Source organism: Paramicrobacterium agarici (assembly GCF_002563955.1).
Classification (GTDB): Bacteria; Actinomycetota; Actinomycetes; order Actinomycetales; family Microbacteriaceae; genus Paramicrobacterium; species Paramicrobacterium agarici.
In genome coordinates this window covers 2,607,144-2,623,558 of sequence record NZ_PDJE01000001.1, presented here as the reverse complement: position 1 = coordinate 2,623,558, position 16,415 = coordinate 2,607,144, and the positions used below count along the sequence as shown (strand labels likewise).

Sequence of the window (16,415 nt, the reverse complement as noted above, 5' to 3'; positions counted from 1 at the left end):
GCAGCGTGATCGGATTACACTTGTGACTATGAACGTTCAGGTGCGCACAGACGACCCGCTCTCGACCGGCGGATCGACGTCTGTTCTCGATCGTGAGCTTGAGGAGCTGATCGAGAAGGAGTCGATCGACCCGGGCGACCACGAGCGCTTCTCGCACTACGTCAAGAAAGACAAGATTCTCGAGTCTGCGATCTCGGGAAAACCTGTGCGAGCGCTTTGCGGCAAGAAATGGACGCCCGGCCGCGACCCGGAGAAGTTTCCGGTCTGCCCCGAGTGCAAAAAGGTCTACGAGCGGATGCGTGACGCGTAGACACTGACGACGTTACTCGTCGAACGTCGTCGGCAGCGCGGGGTCCCCGCGACCGAGACGGAAGGCGCCCGCCGGAAGCTCGGAGCGCACCATCGCGTGATGTTCTCGCGCGCGTCGAGTGCCGGCCACCCCGACGTGACGGTCATCGATGTCTCCCGCCGTCATGAGCGGCTGCAGAAGCGGGCGCTCCGTGGAGGGGAGAGCGTCAGCGTCTTCTGGACCGAGACCGATGTACACCTTCTCCTGACGTGCGACTCCGTTCTCGTCGCGGACCCGGGTTGCATACTTGCGTCCGCCGATGGAGGCCTTTCCCGTCGAGGCCTTGGCAACGGAGACCCATTCTCCGTTGCCGCGCTGACGAGCAACGAGTTTGTAGACGAGTCCGGCCGCGGGGGAGCCCGAGCCCGTAACAAGCGACGTTCCCACGCCATACGAATCGACAGGAGCAGGTCGCAGCGTCGCGATGGCGTACTCGTCGAGGTCGCTCGTGACGGTGATCTTGGTGTCGTGGGCGCCGAGCTTATCGAGTTGACGCCGCACGTCGACGACAAGTGTCGGAAGGTCGCCGGAGTCGAGCCGGATCGCGCCGAGCTCGGTGCCGGCTACGCGAATAGCGGTCTCGACGCCGCGGGCGATGTCGTACGTGTCGACGAGCAGCGTCGTCTCGGGTCCAGAGGCCGCGATCTGCGCGCGGAACGCCTCCTCCTCGCTCTCATGCAGCAGTGTGAAGGAATGAGCGGCGGTACCCATGGTCGGGATGCCCCAGGTGCGGCCCGCTTCGAGGTTGCTCGTCGCGCTGAAGCCTGCGATGTATGCGGCGCGCGCGGCGGCGACGGCGGAGTCCTCGTGTGTGCGGCGCGAGCCCATTTCGGCGAGCGGGCGGTCGGCGGCCGCAGTGACCATGCGCGTGGCAGCAGCAGCGACAGCGGAGTCATAATTCAGGATGCTGAGAATCAGCGTCTCGAGAAGCACGCCCTCGCCGAAAGAGGACTCGACGATCAAGATTGGGGATTCAGGAAAGTACGCTTCTCCTTCGGCGTAGCCCCAGATGTCGCCGCTGAAACGATAGTCAGCCAGCCAGTCGAGAGTGGCGGAGTTCACGACCTCGTTGCCGGAGAGCCAGGCGAGCTCGGCGTCGCCAAATCGAAAATCGCGGATTCGCTCGAGGAGCCGCCCGATGCCTGCGACGACGCCGTAGCGTCTGGCTCCCGGGAGCCGGCGCCCGAAGGCCTCGAACATGCAGGGGGTGTCGGCCGTGCCGTGAGTGATCGCCGCTTCGAGCATTGTGAGCTCGTAGCGGTCGGTGCGGAGTGCCGTCGACGTGTTCACGCGGCAAGCCTACCGGGGAGACGGCTAGGCTTGATGCGTGACTGATGCGCCGATAGGGATTTTCGACTCGGGCGTCGGCGGACTCACCGTCGCGCGTGCCATCCAAGACCAGCTTCCCAACGAATCGGTGCTGTACGTCGGCGATACAGCTCACTCGCCCTACGGGCCCAAGCCGATCGCCGATGTGCGTCGCTACGCTCTCGAGGTGCTCGATGATCTTGTCGCCCAGGGCGTGAAGATGATCGTCATCGCGTGCAACACGGCGTCGTCGGCGATGCTCAGGGACGCGCGCGAACGATACTCGGTGCCGGTGATCGAAGTGATCCAGCCCGCCGTTCGCACGGCGGTGACAACGACGCGCAATCGCCGAGTCGGGGTGATCGGCACAGAGGGAACGATCAACTCTCGCGCATATCACGATGCGTTCGCCGCTGCTCCGGATCTCGAGATCGTCGCGCAGGCATGCCCCCGGTTCGTCGAGTTCGTCGAAGCCGGGGTCACCACAGGCGACGAAGTCCTTGAGGTCGCGACGTCGTATTTGAGCTCGCTGCGCGACGCGAACGTCGACACACTCGTGCTCGGATGCACGCACTACCCGTTCCTCAAGGGCGTGATCTCATACGTCATGGGGCCGGAGGTAACACTCGTCTCGAGCGATACGGAGACCGCGAACGACGTGTACCGCACGTTGATCGACCGCGGCATCGCCCGAACAGCATCCGCCCCACCCACTCACCACTACGAGGCGACAGGGCAGAGCGCCGATGAGTTTCTCGAGCTCGCGCACCGGCTGATCGGGCACGAGATCTCGTCGGTGAACCTCGTGCAGACCGGGGCCATCGACCTTGCCTCACTACACGCTGCACTCAGAGAAGGAGATAATTCGTGACAACGCGCAAAGACGGACGCACCCCCGACCAGCTGAGGCCCGTGACGATCGAACGCGGATGGAGCGAGCAGGCGGAGGGGTCGGCCCTCATCTCGTTCGGCAAGACCAAGGTGCTCTGCACGGCGTCGTTCACACCTGGCGTGCCGCGCTGGCTCACGGGCAAGGGGAAAGGGTGGGTCACCGCGGAGTACGCGATGCTGCCGCGCGCGACGAATGAGCGCTCGGGGCGTGAATCGGTCAAGGGAAAGATCGGCGGACGCACGCACGAGATCTCTCGGCTCATCGGCCGGAGCCTTCGCGCCGTCGTCGACATGAAGGCTCTCGGCGAAAACACGATCGTGATCGACTGCGACGTGCTGCAGGCTGACGGGGGCACGCGAACGGCTGCGATCACCGGCGCCTATGTCGCTCTCGTCGACGCGATGGAGTGGGCTCGAGGCAAGGGGCACATCGGAAAGAATTCGGTGCCGCTCATCGACAGCGTCTCTGCGGTCTCCGTCGGCATCATCGACGGGGAGCCGATGCTCGACCTCGCATACGTCGAAGACGTGCGCGCCGAAACCGACATGAACGTCGTCGTCACGGGGCGAGGACTGTTCGTCGAGGTGCAGGGCACGGCCGAGGGTGCTCCGTTCGACAGAGCCGAGCTCGACGCCCTGCTCGATCTCGCGACGAACGGCGCCCGCGAGCTCGGCGGCCTGCAGACCGAAGCACTTGGTGACGCATGACGCTTCACGTCGTGCTGGCAAGCCACAACGCTCACAAGGTCGCCGAGTTTCAGCGGATTCTCGCGCGTGACGTCACCGGCATCATCATCGAAGCCTTCGACGGGCCGGAGCCGGTCGAAGACGGTGCAAGCTTTGACGAGAACGCGTTGATCAAGGCGCGAGCGGCTGCCGCCCACACGGGACGAGTCGCGCTCGCCGATGACAGCGGGATCAGCGTGGACATCATGGGCGGCGCACCGGGCATCTTCTCGGCGCGCTGGTCGGGAACCCGCGAGGACGCCGCGAACCGCAGACTGCTGCTCGCCCAGCTTGCCGATATCGACGACCCGAATCGCGCAGCGCGTTTCCATTGCGCGATCGCAATCGTCGACCCGGTATCGGGCACCGAGAACGTTGCGCGTGGAGAGTGGCCTGGCCGTGTCGCTCACGCCGAGAGCGGCGAGAACGGCTTCGGTTACGATTCGATTTTCATTCCGGAGGGCCTCTCGGTCAGCTCGGCTGAACTCGCGCCAGAGCACAAGAATGAGATCTCTCATCGAGCGCGCGCCTTTCAGGCGGCAGTGCCGCTTCTTCAGGCGCTCTGACGTGCGCTAGGCCGTCGAGAACGGTAATGAGAACGGCCATCATTCCTATCTGGGCACGATGCTGGAGAAGATCGTCCGCGCGTGCCTAACGTGGAGTCATGGCACACGATCATTCTCACGGAACGGCGAACCGAAAGCGCTTGATCGGCGTGATCGCGCTCGTATCGGTGACGCTGATCGTCGAGGTCGTCGGCGGGATCATGACGGGGTCGCTCGCGCTGCTCGCTGACGCTGGACACATGTTCTCCGACCTCACCGGACTCGTGATCGCTCTCGTCGCTATGAGGATCGCGCTGCGCCCAGCGACGGACCGCCATACCTGGGGTTTCCAGCGCACCGAAGTGCTGGCGGCGCTCGCGAACGGGCTCATTCTCACGAGCGTCGCCGTCTCGGTCGCCATCGAGGGAATCCAGCGTCTCGTTGACAGCGCGCCCGCGCATGTCAGCGGCCTTCCGGTGCTCATCGTCGCGCTCATCGGGCTCGTCGTCAACGCTGTCTCTCTCGGACTGCTGCGACAGGGCGCGCGGCACTCCATCAATATGAAGGGCGCTTACCTCGAGGTCTTCGGCGACTTGCTCGGCTCCGTTCTCGTGGCAATGTCGGCGATCGTCATCATGACGACGGGCTTCATGAAGGCCGACGCGATCGCATCGCTCCTCATCGCCGCCGGGATCCTCCCTCGTGCCGCGGTGCTGCTGCGCGACGTATGGCGCGTGCTCAACGAATCGACACCAGCGGGAACGGACGTCGAGCTGATCCGCGAGCACGTGCGCGATGCGACGGGTGTCGTGGGCGTGCACGACGTTCACGTGTGGTCAATCACCTCGGGTCAATCCGTATTCACCGCCCACGTGATCGTGCGACGCGAGGTCTTCGAGGAAGGCCGAGTCGGAGAGCTGCTCGACCATCTCACGTCATGTCTCGCAGACCACTTCGACGTCGACCACTCGACATTTCAGCTTGAACCCGCCCGGCACTCGGACACAGAGAACATCGCCCATTCCTGAGGGCGGCTGTCTCATCGGCGACGCTTGCCGAAGACCGACGAGTCCAGTCGAAGCTCGGCCGCACCCTCAGCATCCGTACGCGCTGTTTCGCCGTCCGCGACAGATTCACGCGCTTTGCGACGCGCGGCAAGGTAATGCCAGACCGTCGGGATGACGGTCAGCGCCACGGCAGCAACGAGAATCAGGTCGATGTAGTCGCGCACGAAGTTAGCGATCGGGGGAACATACCCTAGAAAGTAGCCGGCGAAGACGAGGCCGACTCCCCAGAGCATGGCGCCGACGAAGTTGTAGAGACTGTACCTGCGGTAGTTCATGTGCGCTACACCCGCAGCAACCGGTGCGAACGTTCGAATCACCGGCACGAACCGTGCGACGACGACCGCAATAGGTCCGAACCTCTCGAAGAACGCGTTGGTTCGTCTGACGTTCTCGACGCTGAAGAGGCCGGACTCTTTTCGCTCGAACACTCGCGGACCCCCGCGATGTCCGATCAGGTAGCCGACCTCCCCGCCGATAAACGCGGCCGCTCCGATGAAGAGAGCGACCCACCACACGTCAAACCCGAGCCCAGGACTGAACGACAGCAGGCCCGCCATGATCAGCAGGGTGTCGCCGGGAAGCAGGAATCCGACGAGAAGACCCGTCTCAGCGAAGACGATGAGACAGACGACGAGAACCGCCCACGGCCCGGCGGCCGTGATGATCACCTCGGGGTCGAGCCAGGGGATCAGACTGGCGTTCAACATCAGGCGGTCTCCCAACAATGACGAATGGATGTGGTGTTGCCCGAGTGCGGAAGGTGGGACTTGAACCCACACGCTCGAAAGCACAGGAACCTAAATCCTGCGTGTCTGCCAATTTCACCACTCCCGCGGAACTTCTAGTTTATTGATTTTCTGATGAGCACAGACTGTGAGATTGCCTCACCGATGCCGTGGAGCGCGATGGCTTGGCGAAATGTGGATAACTTTCACGACGAACACGCGATTTCGGCAGGATGTCCCCATGACGACCGCAGTGGACATCATCGCGGAAGCCGTCCGTGAGCGGGTGAGGCGCGATGGTACAGACCTCTCGCATCATGCCGAGCTCACCGAGCGATACGTGTCCGAAGAGCTGCAGCGCTATTCAGAGCGAGCGCTCGCGGGAGCGGGGCAGCTGATCGCAGACGAACGAGCGGCAGCCCGCCAGATCATCGCATCGCTCACGGGCCTCGGGCCGCTGCAGGCGTTTCTCGACGATCCCGAAATCGAGGAGATCTGGATCAACAGCCCCTCGCGCGTGTTCATCGCCCGCGGCGGCGATCCAGAGCTCACCGACGTCGTGCTCACCGAGACGCTCGTTCGAGACTTGGTTGAACGGATGCTGCAGGCGACGGGGAGACGCGTCGATGTGAGCTCACCGTTCGTCGATGCGTCGCTTGCAGACGGCTCTCGACTTCACGTCGTGATCCCCGATACTGGTAGGTCCGATTGTTGAAGAGTGCACTTTTCGCGCCTTTTTCGTCGATGATGCGGAGGTTCACGCGCGAAGGGTGTTGGCGGCCATGCCTGAGCACGGTAGGTGAACATCCGGTGACAAAGCCATCGCGAACTCGCGGATTGATTCGATAGATGTCAATATAGAAGCATGTCGAATCAAGAAGTCGAACTGGTCATCGTCGGGTCCGGTCCCGCCGGATACACGGCGGCGGTCTACGCGGCGCGTGCGGGTCTCGCGCCGGTCGTGATCGCGGGCTCGGTGACCGCGGGCGGTGCGTTGATGACGACGACAGAGGTGGAGAACTTCCCGGGCTTCGTCGATGGCGTGCAGGGACCGGAGCTGATGGAGTCGATGCGGGCGCAGGCCGAGCGATTCGGCGCTCGGATCGTCTACGACGACGCGATCCGCCTCGAGCTCGACGGCGACGTGAAGACCATCGAGACCGGTGCCGGGGCGACGTACCGGGCGCGGGCGGTGGTCCTCACGATGGGTTCCGCGTACCGCAAGCTCGGCCTCTCCGAAGAAGAGCGGCTGTCGGGGCACGGAGTGTCCTGGTGCGCGACGTGCGACGGGTTCTTCTTCCGCGAGCAGGAGATCGTCGTGGTCGGCGGCGGGGACTCCGCGATGGAGGAGGCCCTGTTTCTCACCCGGTTCGCGTCGAAGGTGACCGTCGTGCACCGCCGGGACGAGTTCCGCGCGTCGAGGATCATGGCGCAGCGCGTGCTGGAGGACCCGAAGATCGAGGTCGCCTGGAACAGTGAGGTCGCTGCGATCCTCGGCGATGAGCAGGTCACCGGGCTCACGCTGCGCGACACCGTCACCGGGGCCGAGCGCACGCTCGACGCGACGGGGGTGTTCGTCGCGATCGGGCACGACCCGCGTTCCGAGCTCGTGACCGGGCAGGTCGACACCGACGCGGACGGGTATGTGCGGGTCGCGCACCCGTCGACGCGGACGAACCTGCCCGGGGTGTTCGCGGCCGGGGATCTCGTCGATCACACGTACCGGCAGGCGATCACCGCCGCGGGCACCGGCTGCGCGGCCGCGCAGGACGCCCAGCACTACCTGTCGAACCTCGAACCCACCACCGTTCCTGAGCTTGCTTTGGAGGTCTCCGCATGAGCATCGTCACTCCCGTCACCGACGCTACTTTCCGGGCTGAGGTGATCGAGTCCGAGCTACCCGTCGTGGTCGACATCTGGGCGACCTGGTGCGGCCCGTGCAAGGCGATCGCCCCGATCCTGGACCAGCTCGCCAGCGACTACGCGGGCCGGGTGAAGATCGTGAAGGTCGACGCCGACCAGAACCCCGAGACCGTGACCGCGGCCGGCGTGACCTCGATCCCCACCCTCGGGTTCTACCGGGACGGGGAGCGCGTGGACGTGCTGATCGGCGCGCATCCGAAGCCCGTCTACGTCGCGAAGATCGAAGAGCTGCTCGCATGACCGACTCCCTGACCCGCACCGCCCCGAAACGGCTGTCCACCCTCGACAAGTGGCTGCCGCTGTGGATCGGCCTCGCGATGGTCGCAGGCCTCCTGCTCGGCCGTTTCGTGCCCGCGCTCTCGGACGCGCTGTCCGCGATGGAGGTCGGCGGGATCTCGATCCCGATCGGGCTGGGCCTGCTGGTGATGATGTACCCGGTGCTCGCGAAGGTCCGCTACGACAAGGTCGCCGCCGTCACGGGCGACAAGAAGCTCCTCGTCTCCTCGCTCGTGCTGAACTGGCTCGTGGGGCCCGCGGTCATGTTCGCGCTCGCGTGGATCTTCCTGCCGGACCTGCCCGAGTACCGGACCGGGCTGATCATCGTCGGGCTCGCCCGCTGCATCGCGATGGTGGTGATCTGGAACGACCTCGCGTGCGGCGACCGCGAGGCGACCGCGGTGCTGGTCGCGATCAACTCGGTCTTCCAGGTCGTGATGTTCTCGGTGCTGGGCTGGTTCTACCTGACCGTGCTGCCCGGATGGCTCGGACTGGACGCGCAGGGCCTGGAGGTCTCCGTCTGGCAGATCGCACTCAACGTCCTCGTCTTCCTCGGCATCCCGTTGGCGGCCGGATTCGCGTCCCGCTTCGTCGGCGAGAAGCGCAAGGGGCGCGACTGGTACGAGGAGAAGTTCCTCCCGAGGATCGGGCCGTGGGCGCTCTACGGGCTGCTGTTCACGATCGTGCTGCTGTTCGCCCTGCAGGGCGAACAGGTCACCTCCCACCCGATGGACGTCGCCAGGATCGCGCTGCCGCTGCTGGTCTACTTCGCGCTGATGTGGTTCGCCGGCATCCTGCTGGGCAAGGCACTCCGCCTGGGCTACGCGCGCTCCACGACGCTCGCGTTCACCGCCGCGGGCAATAACTTCGAGCTCGCCATCGCGGTCGCGATCGGCACCTTCGGCGCGGCATCCGGCCAGGCCTTGGCCGGGGTCGTGGGCCCGCTCATCGAAGTGCCCGTGCTCGTGGGCCTGGTCTACGTCTCACTCTGGGCCGCGAAGACCTGGTTCCACACCGACCCCTACGCCACCGAATCGAGGACGTCATGACCGACACGACCGTCATCTCTGACGCCGACACGTGCGCACCGTCCACGGCGCACGCAATCGGCACCGAGGCCGCCACGACCGTGGCCGGGGCACTGAAAGCACTCGCTGACCCGCTGCGGCTGCGGATGCTCTCCGCGATCGCGACCGACCCGCGCGGCGAGTCCTGCGTGTGCGACCTCGCCGACCTCGCCGAGGTGTCACAGCCGACCGTTTCGCACCACCTGAAGGTGTTGAAGGAGACCGGGATGCTGCTGTCCGAGCGCCGCGGCACCTGGGTCTACTACCGCATCGCCCCGGGCAAACAGCGCGCCGTCGCAGCCCTCCTCGACGCGTTCGCTCCCGCCGCGGCCGTCACCGACGACCCCGAAGACGCCGCGGCACGGGCCGCGGCCCTGCAGCAGATGGACGCCCGAGTCACCAGGCTCGCGGAGGAGCTCGCGGACGAGCTGACCGGGCTGAACCGGGACCTCGTGATCGCGATTGTGCGCGAGTCCTACGCCGGCCTGGTGCGGTCCGCGAAGCTGACAGCGCACATGATCCCGCTGACCGAAAGGTTCGCCCGGCAGCGCCTCGCAGACCTGACCCGGGACCGGACGGCCGGGGTGCCGCAGGTGCTGTTCGTGTGCGTGCAGAACGCGGGCCGCTCCCAGCTCGCCGCCGCGATCGTCGACCAGCTCGCCGGCGGCCGCGTGGTCGCACGCTCCGCAGGATCCGCCCCGGCGTCGGACGTGCACCCGCACGTGCGCTCGCTGCTCACCGAGATCGAGGGCGCGCAGGAGGCCGAGACGGCGTTCCCGAAGCCGCTCACCGACGACGCGGTGCGCGCCGCAGACGTGGTGGTCACGATGGGCTGCGGCGACGTCTGCCCGATCATCCCCGGCGTCCGCTATGAGGACTGGGCCGTGGGCGATCCTGCGCTGGCCTCGCCCGAGGGCGTCGAAGCGATCCGCCAGGACATCGAGGGCCGCGTCCGCGGCCTCCTCGCCACCCTCACCGACTGAAAGAAGCGAACGACCATGACCGACCAGAAGCCTTCCGTCCTCTTCGTCTGCGTCCACAACGCCGGCCGTTCCCAGATGGCCGCCGGCTATCTCCGCGAGTTGGCGGGCGACCGCGTCGAGGTCCGCTCCGCCGGGTCCATGCCCGCCGACCAGATCAACCCGGTCGCCGTCGAGGCGATGCGCGAGGAGGGCATCGACATCACCGCCGAACAGCCCAAGGTGCTCACCACCGAGGCCGTGCAGGCCTCCGACGTGGTGATCACGATGGGTTGCGGCGACGCTTGCCCGTTCTTCCCGGGCAAGCGGTACGAGGACTGGAAGCTCGACGACCCGGCGGGGCAGGGCATCGATGCGGTGCGCCCGATTCGCGACGACATCAAGGCCCGCGTCGAGACCCTCCTCGCCGAACTGCTCGTCTGAGGAGCTGTGAGCAGCGGAGGGGCAGAGGCCAATGGCCCTACCCCTCCGGTGTGTTTCCGGGTCCGCGAACTTTACGGCGAACACCGTTGTGCCGTGAGGTGTGACCCAGTGATCGCGTCACCGGTCGTTCTCGCTCTACCGGGATGCGCCTCGCATCGCTGCTTCGATCTGCTCCTGCGTGGGCGCTCCGGCGTACCCGCTTTCCGTCGCGTAGACCCGGCACGCCAGCGAGCGAACCGGGGCCGTCGGGAACAGGTCGACGTCGTCGAGGAGGATCGTGGGCGAGCCTCCGAACTGGGTGCTCGCCGCCTCGGCCTCGGTTCGGATCGTCACCAGCTCGACAGGAACGGCCCCGAGCCCGAGAGCATCCAGCGCCGCGCGTGCGTTGGCTTCGGCGATTGCCGTGTTCGGGCAGTCGACGATGTGCAGCAGTTCGACCTTCATGCGGTCGGCTCCTTCCGAGTCCGGGCGGCGCGCAGTCCGTTGAGGATGACGACGACCTCGGCGATCTCGTGCACCAGGACCACGGCGGCGAGGCCCAGGACGCCGAACAGGGCCAGCGGGAGCAGCGCGGTGATGATCAGCAGCGACAGGATGATGTTCTGGTTGATGATGTGCCGCCCCCGACGGGCGTGGTCGAACGCGCGCGGGAGAAGCCGCAGGTCGTGACCGGTGAAGGCCACGTCGGCCGACTCGATCGCGGCGTCGGAGCCCGTCGCGCCCATCGCGATACCGATGTCCGCGGCGGCCAGCGCAGGGGCGTCGTTGATGCCGTCGCCGATCATCGCGACCGGCCCCTTCGCACCGAACTCTGCGATCGCGGCGGCCTTGTCTTCGGGGCGCAGCTCGGCGCGGACGTCATCGATCCCTGCTTGCGCAGCGAGGGCGCGGGCGGTGCGGGCGTTGTCGCCGGTGAGCATGGTCACCCCGATGCCCTGGGTCGCGAGGGTGCGCACGACCTCGGGGACCTCCGGTCGCAGCTCGTCGCGGACGCCGATCGCGGCGACCGGGACGCCGTCGCGGTGGACGATCACGACCGTCATGCCTTGCTCCTCCAGCCCCGCGACCCGGTCGCCGAGCGTCCCGGCGTGCAGCCAGCGGGGACTGCCGACCGTGATCCGCGCGCCGTCGAGCTCGCCCTCGATGCCGTGACCGGCCTGCTCGGTCACGCCCTCCGCCGCAGGGGCATCCGGCACAGCGGCGGTGATCGCGGCCGCGAGCGGGTGGGTGCTGTGCTGCTCCAACGCGGCCGCCCACGCCAGCGCCTCCGCCTCGCTCACACCGTCTACGGTGAGGACGGCGGCGACGGCGGGCTCGTTGCGGGTGAGGGTGCCGGTCTTGTCGACGGCGACGTGACGGATCACGCCGAACCGCTCGAACGCGGCACCCGACTTGATGATCACGCCGAACTTGCTCGCCGAGCCGATCGCGGCCACCACAGTCAGCGGGACCGAGATCGCCAACGCGCACGGCGACGCCGCCACCAGCACCACGAGAGCGCGGGCGATCCACGGCTCCGGGTCGCCGAACAGCGACCCGATGATCGCGACCAGGGCGGCGAGGATCAGCACGCCCGGGACGAGGGGGCGGGCGATGCGGTCGGCGAGACGGGCGCGGTCGCCCTTCTCGGCCTGAGCCTTCTCCACCAGGTCGACGATCGTGGTCAGCGAGTTGTCGGTGCCGGCCGCGGTCGTCTCGACCTCCAGCGCCCCAGCGGTGTTGATCGCACCGGCTGAGACCGTGTCGCCGGGCTCGACCTCGACCGGGATCGACTCCCCGGTGATCGCGGAGGTGTCCAGGCTGGAGCGCCCCGTGCGGACGATGCCGTCGGTCGCGATCCGCTCGCCCGGCCGCACCAGCATCAGCTGCCCCACTTGGAGATCCTTCGCCGGGACCTCAACCGAGGTACCGTCGCGGCGGACGGTCGCGGTCTCCGGGACGAGCTTGAGCAGCGCCCGGAGCCCGCCGCGGGCGCGGTCCATGGCTTTGTCTTCCAGTGCCTCGGCGATCGAGTACAGGAACGCCAGCGCTGCGGCCTCCTCGACATAGCCGAGGATCACCGCACCGACCGCGCTGATCGTCATCAGCAGCCCGATGCCGAGCTTGCCCTTGAACAGCTTCCGAATCGCGCCCGGGGTGAACGTCGATGCACCCAGCAGCAGGCCGATCCAGAACAACACCAAGGCCGGGATCTCCATCCCAGACCACTCCAGGACCAGGCCAGTGAGGAAGGCGATGCCGGAGAAGACCGGGACCATGATCCCGCGGTCCCGCCACCAGGGGTGTTCCGCCTCCTCAGCCTCTTCGCTGATGGTGGTCTCGAGCTCGTCGTGCTCGCAGCCGCACGCCGCGCTCACTCGCTCGCTCCCATCCCGCAGCAGCCCGGCACCGTGCACGCCGCGTCTATGCAGGGCGCGTGCTCGTCTACCGCGAGAGTCACGTCCACCAACGCGGTCAGCGCCGCCGCCAGGTGCGGGTCCGCGATCTCGTAGCGCGTCTGCCTCCCCTCGGGCTCAGCGACCACGATCCCGCAGTCGCGCAAGCAGGTCAGGTGGTTCGAGACGTTCGAGCGGGTCAGTTTCAGCTCGCGCGAGAGCACGGCGGGATAGCTCGGGCCGGCGAGCAGGGTCATCAGGATCCGGGAACGCGTCGGGTCCGCCATCGCCCGGCCGAGCCGGTTCATGACGTCAAGACGCGAAGCAATAGTCAGCACACACTGACTATACAGCCAGCACTGACATGAACCGAATGGGTAGTGAACCTACGAGGCCGAACCCACGCCGAGCTGGATGAGCTGCGGGGCCGGCGCGCAACACGATCCCGTGCTGGCAGACTCGTCCGGCGCGTCGAAGAGGCCGGAGCCTCCGCACACGCCGGTGTCCGGCAGAGCGAGCTCCACGCGCTCGGCGGCCTCGTGGTCCCCGGCGATCGCGGCGACGACGCTGCGCACCTGCTCGAACCCGGTCAGAGCGAGGAACGTCGGCGCACGCCCGTAGGACTTCGCACCGACGATGTAGAAGCCCGACTCGGGCTGGGCGAGATCAGCAGCGCCCGTGGCCCGCACGGAGCCGCACGAGTGCACGTTCGGATCAACCTCCGCAGCGATCTTCGACGGGGCCTGCAGGCGCATGTCGAGGTCGAGACGGATCTCCGAGAGGAAGGACAAGTCTGGGCGGAAGCCGGTCGCGACGAACACCCGAGCGGCAGGGTCGAGCCGGCGGCCGTCCTCCGCGATGAGCACCGCCTGACCGCCATCGATGACGACCTGCTCCGTGCGGAATCCAGTGACGAGATCGACGAGCCCGTCCTCGACGGCCTTCTTCGCCCGCTGTCCCAGCGCGCCGCGCTCGGGCAGCTCGTCGGCGCTGCCGCCGCCGAAGGTGTTGCCGACCGCGCCGCGCCGGAGCACCCAGGTGATCCGCGTCCCCGGCTCGCGCTTGGCCACGCGAGAGAGCGTACCGATCGTCGTCGCGGCGGAGTGGCCGTTGCCGACCACCACGATGTGCTGGCCAGCCAGCGCGGTCGCGTCCTCGATCGCGGGCATGCGATGCTCCAGGAGCTCCGCATCGACTGCAGCGCGTTCCCCGAGCGCGGGCAGCCCGTCAGCTCCGGCAGGGCTCGGAGTGCGCCAGGTGCCCGAAGCGTCGATCACCGCACGCGCTTCGATCCGCTCCTCGGTGCCGTCCGCGCGCTCGACGTGGACGACGAAGGGCTGCTCGGCGCGGCCGGCGTCGACGGAGAGGTCGCGGCCCTCCCGGCCGACGCCGACGACCCGCGTCCCGTAGCGCACGCGGTCGCCGAGCACATTGCTGAGGGGCGCGAGGTACCGCTCGATCCACTGCGCGCCGGTCGGGTAGCCCTGCGTCGGGGCCGACCATCCAGTCGGCTCCAGCAGACGTCGCGACGCGGGGTCGGTGAGCTCCGTCCACGGCGAGAACAAGCGCACGTGGCCCCATTCGGCCACAGCCGAAGCGGCGGCGTCGCCGGACTCCAGGACGAGCGGTTCGAGCCCCCGCTCGATCAGATGGGCTGCGGCGGCCAGTCCCTGCGGACCAGCACCGATGACGACGACAGGGTTCACTGCGACCTCCATGCATTGACGTTCTTCGATGTGAGACAAGACGATCCTGACGCTCATATCGACAGATGTCAATACGTCGGGCAGAATAGAGCCATGAACGCACTGCCCGTCACCATCGACACCAGCGCCGACTCCTGCTGCACCCCCGGCCAGGCGATGGACGACGGCACCGCCCACGACCTCGCGAAGGTCTTCAAGGCCCTCGGCGACCCGACGCGGGTGAAGCTGCTCTCGATGATCGTCGGGAGCAGCGCCGGCGAGATGTGCGTCTGCGACCTCACCGACCCCGTGGGCCTGTCGCAGCCGACGATCTCCCACCACATGAAGCTGCTCGTCGAGGCCGGCCTCGTCACGCGCGAGCAGCGCGGGAAATGGGCGTACTACCAGCCGACCACCGGCACGCTCGCCGACGCGGCGAAGGCGCTGCTGGGCTGAGCTTCGTTGTCAGTCGGACACCGAGCGGATCTTTGGGTAGTCGGACCAGTCCCCACTGGCGAGGCGCGACCACGCGGCGGCCGACGCCGGCGTTATGCCGAGCAAGTCGGACACGATCCGCGGGTGCATCTGCCGGGTGAGTTCGATGAGGGCGGTCGTCCGGGCGCTTCCGGAGCGGAGCCCTTCGGCGCGGAGGCGGCGACTGATCGACCCCGGGGTGAGATGGAGCCCCGGGTTTCTGCCGGGGAATAGCCATCCTTCGGGATGGCGCATCGACGCGTCGACCAGGTCGATGATCGCGTCTCCGAGAATCTTGGGGAGCTCGATAGGTTCCGCCCCGATAGTGAGCTTCACGGGCTGGGAGGTCGCGTCGACCTGATCGCGGGTGAGGGTGATGATGCGGGTGAGCTGGATGCCGTAGAGGAGAACGAGCAGGCCCGCAGCACGGGTCTTCGAGTCCATGTCCGAATCGGTGAGGAATCGACGGGCCATCTGCCATCGATGGTCGGACTCGTAGTGCCGGCCCTCGAGGCGACTCGGCCGGAACTCGACGCGTAGGGTGCTCAACTGGTGGCGTCGCAACCAGCGGGTGAATGGTGCCAACGCGTCCCGCTGACTCGGGGAGTCCGTGAGGAACGCGTCGAGGCGGCGTTGGGGGAAGGTGGCGAGCGTCTCGCGCTGCGATCGGATTTCGTGCAGGAGCGCGGCACAGTACTTGAGCGCTGCGCGTTGCCGTTGGAAGCCAGCCGCAGGGCTCGACGGGCCGCGAGACACCGCCCGGAATGCGCGCGTCGAACGGAGCAACTCCCAGGTGCAGTACCGGCGCAGGACAAGCCGGTCTTCGGCGTGCCCAACCTCCGATAGCCAGTTCTCGAGCCAGTGGTCGAAGCGCGCGGCCTCGACGTCAAGCTCCGGCAGTACGCCGGAGCGAACCAGCAGCGAAAGGAGGAATGCCACGGACTGCCCCGACTGGGCTCTGGTCATGATCGCGTCGGCGGCGAGAGGCAGGGTTCCCTCGGCGAGTTCGCGGAGCACGGCGGCACATTTGCTCTTGTGCTGCCACCGCTCCAGAGAATTCGCCTTGCCATGGTGCGTGAGCAGGTAGTCAGCAAGAGGCTGAAGCTCCGGGCGGATATCACCGGTCTCATCGCAGAGGAGTCGCTGGATGGTGATCGGGCGGCGGCACTCGGCGCAGAGGCGATGCTTGCGCACTTCTTCGATTGAACCGCAGCCGGGACACGCCATCGTGATCGGCGTGCCGGCGCAATCCGCGCAGACCTTCTGGTCGTTCATGAACCCGGTGAGGAACACCTTGCGCCCGCATTCAGGGCAGGGTTGCGGCGTGCGCATCGCGTAGTAGCAGCGGGCGCAGACGCGTCGCCCGTCGAGATGGGATGCGACCCGGCCGGGCTCTCCGCAGAGCCCGCAGGTCTTGACTGGCGCGGTGTAACAGGCCAGGCAGACGAGCTCGGGGCGACGGACGACGATGGTCGCGTGCTGACCGCACCGGGAGCAATGGTCGAAGGAACGGGGATCAGCACGCCAGCATTCACGGCAGTACCGCTTCCCGTCGATGGTGCGCTGCACCGGCCTCACCTGGCCGCAGGTCGCGCATGCGA

At 67.1% G+C, this 16,415-nt stretch carries 19 protein-coding genes and 1 tRNA gene; 12 read left to right on the top strand and 8 right to left on the bottom strand.

Annotated elements, in window-relative coordinates; all coding sequences use genetic code 11:
• Positions 1-28: 28 nt before the first annotated feature.
• Positions 29-310 carry a DUF3039 domain-containing protein gene (locus tag ATJ78_RS12880; RefSeq protein ID WP_098408611.1) on the top strand — a complete coding sequence of 94 codons (282 nt, stop codon included), beginning with the start codon at positions 29-31 and terminating at the stop codon, positions 308-310.
• A 12-nt stretch (positions 311-322) separates the two neighbouring features.
• Here ATJ78_RS12880 and ATJ78_RS12875 read toward each other — a convergent pair whose 3' ends face one another.
• On the bottom strand, positions 323-1,639 hold the full coding sequence (locus tag ATJ78_RS12875; RefSeq protein WP_098408610.1) for a nicotinate phosphoribosyltransferase: 1,317 nt from the start codon (positions 1,637-1,639) through the stop codon (positions 323-325).
• A gap of 37 nt (positions 1,640-1,676) precedes the next feature.
• On the opposite strand from ATJ78_RS12875, the gene murI reads away from it, so the two are divergent.
• From murI to ATJ78_RS12855, 4 genes are all read left to right on the top strand, one after another.
• Positions 1,677-2,528, top strand: a complete 852-nt coding sequence (gene murI / locus ATJ78_RS12870; protein WP_098408609.1) for a glutamate racemase — start codon at positions 1,677-1,679, stop codon at positions 2,526-2,528.
• Entirely contained in the window at positions 2,525-3,256 is a 732-nt protein-coding gene (rph, locus tag ATJ78_RS12865; RefSeq protein ID WP_098408608.1) for a ribonuclease PH, read from the top strand. The genes murI and rph overlap by 4 nt, the downstream gene beginning before the upstream one ends.
• A complete protein-coding gene (gene rdgB / locus ATJ78_RS12860) occupies positions 3,253-3,840 on the top strand; it encodes an RdgB/HAM1 family non-canonical purine NTP pyrophosphatase (RefSeq protein ID WP_098408607.1) in 588 nt (195 codons plus the stop codon). The genes rph and rdgB overlap by 4 nt, the downstream gene beginning before the upstream one ends.
• A gap of 98 nt (positions 3,841-3,938) precedes the next feature.
• Positions 3,939-4,847 carry a cation diffusion facilitator family transporter gene (locus ATJ78_RS12855; RefSeq protein ID WP_098408606.1) on the top strand — a complete coding sequence of 303 codons (909 nt, stop codon included), beginning with the start codon at positions 3,939-3,941 and terminating at the stop codon, positions 4,845-4,847.
• An 11-nt stretch (positions 4,848-4,858) separates the two neighbouring features.
• Here the strand turns inward: ATJ78_RS12855 and ATJ78_RS12850 are convergent, their stop codons facing one another.
• Together ATJ78_RS12850 and ATJ78_RS12845 are read right to left on the bottom strand one after the other, a co-directional pair.
• Positions 4,859-5,593: a DedA family protein gene (locus tag ATJ78_RS12850; protein WP_098408605.1), complete on the bottom strand. Its 735-nt coding sequence runs from the start codon at positions 5,591-5,593 to the stop codon at positions 4,859-4,861.
• A gap of 45 nt (positions 5,594-5,638) precedes the next feature.
• A tRNA-Leu gene (locus tag ATJ78_RS12845) sits at positions 5,639-5,720 on the bottom strand.
• Between the two features lie 132 nt (positions 5,721-5,852).
• Here ATJ78_RS12845 and ATJ78_RS12840 point away from each other — a divergent pair.
• The 6 genes from ATJ78_RS12840 to ATJ78_RS12815 all read left to right on the top strand — a co-directional run bounded on the left by ATJ78_RS12840 (position 5,853) and on the right by ATJ78_RS12815 (position 10,280).
• Positions 5,853-6,326 carry a Flp pilus assembly complex ATPase component TadA gene (locus tag ATJ78_RS12840; RefSeq protein WP_098408604.1) on the top strand — a complete coding sequence of 158 codons (474 nt, stop codon included), beginning with the start codon at positions 5,853-5,855 and terminating at the stop codon, positions 6,324-6,326.
• A 150-nt stretch (positions 6,327-6,476) separates the two neighbouring features.
• Positions 6,477-7,451, top strand: coding sequence for a thioredoxin-disulfide reductase (gene trxB / locus ATJ78_RS12835; RefSeq protein WP_098408603.1), 975 nt, complete (start codon positions 6,477-6,479; stop codon positions 7,449-7,451).
• Positions 7,448-7,774 carry a thioredoxin gene (gene trxA / locus ATJ78_RS12830; protein ID WP_098408602.1) on the top strand — a complete coding sequence of 109 codons (327 nt, stop codon included), beginning with the start codon at positions 7,448-7,450 and terminating at the stop codon, positions 7,772-7,774. The genes trxB and trxA overlap by 4 nt, the downstream gene beginning before the upstream one ends.
• On the top strand, positions 7,771-8,859 hold the full coding sequence (gene arsB / locus ATJ78_RS12825; RefSeq protein WP_098408601.1) for an ACR3 family arsenite efflux transporter: 1,089 nt from the start codon (positions 7,771-7,773) through the stop codon (positions 8,857-8,859). The genes trxA and arsB overlap by 4 nt, the downstream gene beginning before the upstream one ends.
• On the top strand, positions 8,856-9,860 hold the full coding sequence (locus ATJ78_RS12820) for a metalloregulator ArsR/SmtB family transcription factor (protein WP_098408600.1): 1,005 nt from the start codon (positions 8,856-8,858) through the stop codon (positions 9,858-9,860). The genes arsB and ATJ78_RS12820 overlap by 4 nt, the downstream gene beginning before the upstream one ends.
• 15 nt (positions 9,861-9,875) lie before the next feature.
• Complete coding sequence (locus ATJ78_RS12815; RefSeq protein ID WP_098408599.1) at positions 9,876-10,280, top strand: arsenate reductase ArsC; 405 nt, start codon at positions 9,876-9,878, stop codon at positions 10,278-10,280.
• A 135-nt stretch (positions 10,281-10,415) separates the two neighbouring features.
• On the opposite strand, the gene ATJ78_RS12810 is transcribed toward ATJ78_RS12815, so the two are convergent.
• The 4 genes from ATJ78_RS12810 to ATJ78_RS12795 are packed head-to-tail and all read right to left on the bottom strand — an operon-like array spanning position 10,416 to position 14,373.
• A complete protein-coding gene (locus tag ATJ78_RS12810) occupies positions 10,416-10,724 on the bottom strand; it encodes a hypothetical protein (RefSeq protein WP_098408598.1) in 309 nt (102 codons plus the stop codon).
• On the bottom strand, positions 10,721-12,637 hold the full coding sequence (locus tag ATJ78_RS12805; RefSeq protein ID WP_211288466.1) for a heavy metal translocating P-type ATPase: 1,917 nt from the start codon (positions 12,635-12,637) through the stop codon (positions 10,721-10,723). Before ATJ78_RS12805 ends, ATJ78_RS12810 begins: the two co-directional genes overlap by 4 nt.
• A complete protein-coding gene (gene cmtR / locus ATJ78_RS12800) occupies positions 12,634-12,993 on the bottom strand; it encodes a Cd(II)/Pb(II)-sensing metalloregulatory transcriptional regulator CmtR (protein ID WP_098408596.1) in 360 nt (119 codons plus the stop codon). The genes ATJ78_RS12805 and cmtR overlap by 4 nt, the downstream gene beginning before the upstream one ends.
• A 48-nt stretch (positions 12,994-13,041) precedes the next feature.
• Positions 13,042-14,373 (bottom strand): NAD(P)-binding domain-containing protein, encoded by a 1,332-nt coding sequence (locus tag ATJ78_RS12795; protein WP_098408595.1) that lies wholly within the window; start codon positions 14,371-14,373, stop codon positions 13,042-13,044.
• An 81-nt stretch (positions 14,374-14,454) separates the two neighbouring features.
• Here ATJ78_RS12795 and ATJ78_RS12790 point away from each other — a divergent pair, with 81 nt between their 5' ends.
• The gene (locus ATJ78_RS12790) at positions 14,455-14,796 is read left to right on the top strand and encodes an ArsR/SmtB family transcription factor (protein WP_098408594.1); all 342 of its coding nucleotides are present in this window, start codon (positions 14,455-14,457) and stop codon (positions 14,794-14,796) included.
• A gap of 9 nt (positions 14,797-14,805) precedes the next feature.
• On the opposite strand, the gene ATJ78_RS12785 is transcribed toward ATJ78_RS12790, so the two are convergent.
• Positions 14,806-16,383 carry a hypothetical protein gene (locus tag ATJ78_RS12785; RefSeq protein WP_245836319.1) on the bottom strand — a complete coding sequence of 526 codons (1,578 nt, stop codon included), beginning with the start codon at positions 16,381-16,383 and terminating at the stop codon, positions 14,806-14,808.
• Positions 16,384-16,415: the final 32 nt, after the last annotated feature.

Coding starts and splice junctions, on each gene's coding strand:
- ATJ78_RS12880 (WP_098408611.1), top strand. CDS start 29: ATGAACGTTCAGGTGCGCACAGACGACCCGCTCTCGACCGGCGGATCG.
- rdgB (WP_098408607.1), top strand. CDS start 3,253: ATGACGCTTCACGTCGTGCTGGCAAGCCACAACGCTCACAAGGTCGCC.
- ATJ78_RS12855 (WP_098408606.1), top strand. CDS start 3,939: ATGGCACACGATCATTCTCACGGAACGGCGAACCGAAAGCGCTTGATC.
- ATJ78_RS12850 (WP_098408605.1), bottom strand. CDS start 5,593: ATGTTGAACGCCAGTCTGATCCCCTGGCTCGACCCCGAGGTGATCATC.
- ATJ78_RS12840 (WP_098408604.1), top strand. CDS start 5,853: ATGACGACCGCAGTGGACATCATCGCGGAAGCCGTCCGTGAGCGGGTG.
- trxB (WP_098408603.1), top strand. CDS start 6,477: ATGTCGAATCAAGAAGTCGAACTGGTCATCGTCGGGTCCGGTCCCGCC.
- trxA (WP_098408602.1), top strand. CDS start 7,448: ATGAGCATCGTCACTCCCGTCACCGACGCTACTTTCCGGGCTGAGGTG.
- arsB (WP_098408601.1), top strand. CDS start 7,771: ATGACCGACTCCCTGACCCGCACCGCCCCGAAACGGCTGTCCACCCTC.
- ATJ78_RS12820 (WP_098408600.1), top strand. CDS start 8,856: ATGACCGACACGACCGTCATCTCTGACGCCGACACGTGCGCACCGTCC.
- ATJ78_RS12815 (WP_098408599.1), top strand. CDS start 9,876: ATGACCGACCAGAAGCCTTCCGTCCTCTTCGTCTGCGTCCACAACGCC.
- ATJ78_RS12810 (WP_098408598.1), bottom strand. CDS start 10,724: ATGAAGGTCGAACTGCTGCACATCGTCGACTGCCCGAACACGGCAATC.
- ATJ78_RS12795 (WP_098408595.1), bottom strand. CDS start 14,373: ATGGAGGTCGCAGTGAACCCTGTCGTCGTCATCGGTGCTGGTCCGCAG.
- ATJ78_RS12790 (WP_098408594.1), top strand. CDS start 14,455: ATGAACGCACTGCCCGTCACCATCGACACCAGCGCCGACTCCTGCTGC.